Below are 3,159 nucleotides of genomic sequence, written 5' to 3'. Positions count from 1 at the left end.
AACATGAACTGTCTTTAGGAAAATGCCTTCGGCGAAAATGCCTGCGGCATTTGTGGCAAGCAGGAGCTTGCCACCCCAAAGGTGGGTGCTGCTTGTAGCCGCACTTTTGGCATCTCAACCCTCTCAACTCTCTCAACTCTCTCAACCCTCTCAACCCTCTCAACTCTCTCAACCCTCTCAACCCTCTAAACGTAGAGCTGTCTATTCTCATAGCACTTTTACAATTCCAATTTGATTCCGGCGCTCCAGTTGAACCCGGGTTGGGGGGTATGGGCATAGATTTCATATTTATTGTTTAGAATGTTATCCAGCTTTAGATCTATAGTTAGCGGTATATTAAGTGTGTGAAATTTGGTCCAGGTATTCAGATGCAAGGTATTAAAACCATCTATGGTACCGATTATATTATCTGGAGTGCTATACTGATCGCCTGTGTAACGAAAGCTTAGATTCAATCCCCAGCTTTCTTTTTTTAGCTTTAGGGCAATATTCGCTTTAGTATCGGGAGTGTAGATGAGATATTTACCAAAGATAGCGCTTGAATTTTCACTGCGATCTTTGGCATCGGTAAACACTATTCCTCCTTCCAAGCTGAAGTTATTTAGCGGATATAGCGACAATCCGAATTCCAAATTGTTTATTTCTGCTTTTCCCACGTTATATGGCTTCCAAGTATAACCATCAGATTTATGCCAGCGAATAAGATTGCGAATGCGGTTATGAGAATACTCCAGCTTTAGCTGTACATATTGTTGCGAAGCATTAAAACCGATCAATCCACCTTGAGACTTTTCACTTTTTAGCAATGGATTACCCTGTACGTTACTATCCCCCATCCAATACATATCTGCAAAAGTGGGGATCGAATAAGCGGTGCCTAAGCTCCCGTACAATCTGGTTTGCAGTGGCAGATGGAAGCTAATGCTCTGTTCGATGCGCCAAGGACTAAAGTTATCTGATATATTTTCGCCATATAACCAATCCTGCCTTAAAGCATAACCTTGTTCCCAGCTAATAAGATCCCAATCTTTATTATGACGCACAAAGGCAGAAAGTCCGGTAAGCAGGCGGGAGGAATCTGAGTTATTTGAGGGCTGGTTATTCAAGTAATTCGAGTAGTTGTATCCCATAAAACTCTGTTCGGCAGCAAGTTCAAAAGAAAGAGTGTTCAGTTTTAGGTTAATGATATCTTTTAGAGTGATGTTATTGGTCTTGGTTTTATTATGAGCAGAATAAAAGGGCACACTCGAATCCAGATTCTTATATGTAGATACAGAGCCATCACCAAAAATCCCAATCTCGTTTGTCCAGTTTTCTTTATTGGAAGCCATTGCGAGGCGATAGATGTAGTCTCTGCCCTCCATAAAGGCATTATCAAAGAGCGGGAGATTGTTTACAGTTCCGGGTAGCTGGCGATAGAAATCGTTTAAGCTGAGCATCAATTCCAGTTGATGAATATTATGAACTAAGGCTCCTTTTATAAAGAATTGATCTTGCCTTTTGGCGTTGTTCTCTCGCTCACCAGAGCCTTGCGAACTTTTGTAAGAGAAATTATTATTAGCTGATGAGTGAGAGTATTGCGCGCTAATATTATGGTGTTTGGCGCTTTCTGATGCCAAACAGCGAATAGAAAATAAGCCCAAAGAACCTCCGCCGCTTTCGAACTCAAATCTCTTATCGGTTTTGGGCTTTAGGGTAACAATGTTTACTACTCCGCCAATAGCCGATGAACCCCCATAGACAGACGAAGCGCCTTTAATTACTTCGATATGCGAGATCTGAGAGGCAGGGATGCGGCTAAAATCGAATGGTTCACCATTTTTGTTTACGGGAACACCATCTAAAAGCACTAAGGTGTGCCGGCTCAGATTGCCCAATATGGAAACATTCTGTACCTCTCCGCTCAGTGGCGTGGCAGAGCTTTCCATGATGTAATGATCCAAAAGTATATCTCCAGCACTTCTTCTACCGTAATTGGTATCTGGATGAATGCTAAGGGCATCAAGAGCGGCTGCGCTACCACGATCATAGCGCTCGTAAACTCTTACGGTTGGTAAGCTGAGGGGCTTTGTTTCCAGAATAATTATTTGGTTTGCTTCAAAAAGCGAAATCTTCCTGCCGATATAGCCCAAACGAGAGATGGATAAGGAATCCGCAACGCTTTCTATACTAAAATAACCATTAGAATCTGTGAATGTAACTCTTCTGCCATCGGCTACGCTAACCTGAGCTATACCGTGCCCATCGGTATCAATTACTCTGGAGCTAAGAACTGTGGCATATACGCGCAAGCATAAAAGCAATATACTGCATAATGCAAGCACTGTTTGTTTACGCATTTTCTCTACCTCGCTGCAAGCCAAATTTCCTTTATGGATTAAAATGTCAAGCATTTCGCCATAAGTATTTGCGCAAATTGGCTTAGCTTGCCACAGAACAAAGCAATTGACAAAAAGTAGCTTGAACCGAGTTTGGCACAATGCTTGGAAAATAGATACATGTCCAAACATGCTAATCGGAAATGAAAAACTAAGGATAAATAATAGCTAATGCGAACTTTCGACATCATTCTTCCCTATCTGAAGAAAAGCTATGCACAGATAATGGGCGGAATTATCATGCTGATCTTGGTGGATGTAGTACAATTAATTACCCCCAAAGTGATGCAATATGCCATAGACAGCATTCAGAACCGTCAAATAGACAATCGTGGTTTGGGGTATATCGCCCTTATCATCATTGGTCTATCTTTAGCTGTGATGGTACTACGTTATTTTTGGCGGATATTAATAATAGGTAATTCACATCGAATTGAAAAGGGCTTGCGCCAGGACTTTTACGATCACTTGCTTAAGCTTTCGCAAAACTTCTTTAACAGAAGCAAAACCGGCGATTTGATGGCGTATGCCACAAATGACTTACACTCGGTACGAATGCTCTTTGGAATGGGCCTGATTGCGGCGATGGATATTATCTTGATGACCATAGCGAGTTTTTCTTTTATGGTTTCTATAGATCTCCGGCTTACTCTGCTGGCGATCATACCCTTGCCCATTCTTTCCATAACTATAGGGTATTTTGGTAAAAAGATGCACAAACGCTTTGCTTTGGTGCAGGCAAGCTTTGCGGCCATGAGCGGCAAGATACAAGAAAGTGTTT

2 protein-coding genes are annotated in these 3,159 nt (G+C 41.9%); one reads left to right on the top strand and one right to left on the bottom strand.

All coding sequences use genetic code 11. From position 1 onward, the window contains the following. Nucleotides 1–218: 218 nt before the first annotated feature. Nucleotides 219–2,339 (bottom strand): TonB-dependent receptor, encoded by a 2,121-nt coding sequence (locus LHW48_08945; GenBank protein ID MCB5260576.1) that lies wholly within the window; start codon nt 2,337–2,339, stop codon nt 219–221. 210 nt (nt 2,340–2,549) lie between these two features. Here LHW48_08945 and LHW48_08940 point away from each other — a divergent pair. Then, on the top strand, nt 2,550–3,159 hold a 610-nt coding region (locus LHW48_08940), incomplete at its 3' end, for an ABC transporter ATP-binding protein (protein MCB5260575.1).

This window comes from Candidatus Cloacimonadota bacterium, from assembly GCA_020532355.1.
GTDB lineage: Bacteria > Cloacimonadota > Cloacimonadia > Cloacimonadales > Cloacimonadaceae > UBA5456.
This window is presented reverse-complemented; position numbering and strand designations above follow the sequence as displayed.

Bases quoted from the DNA above. Each gene is read 5' to 3' on its own strand.
- LHW48_08945 (MCB5260576.1), bottom strand. From the start codon at position 2,339: ATGCGTAAACAAACAGTGCTTGCATTATGCAGTATATTGCTTTTATGC.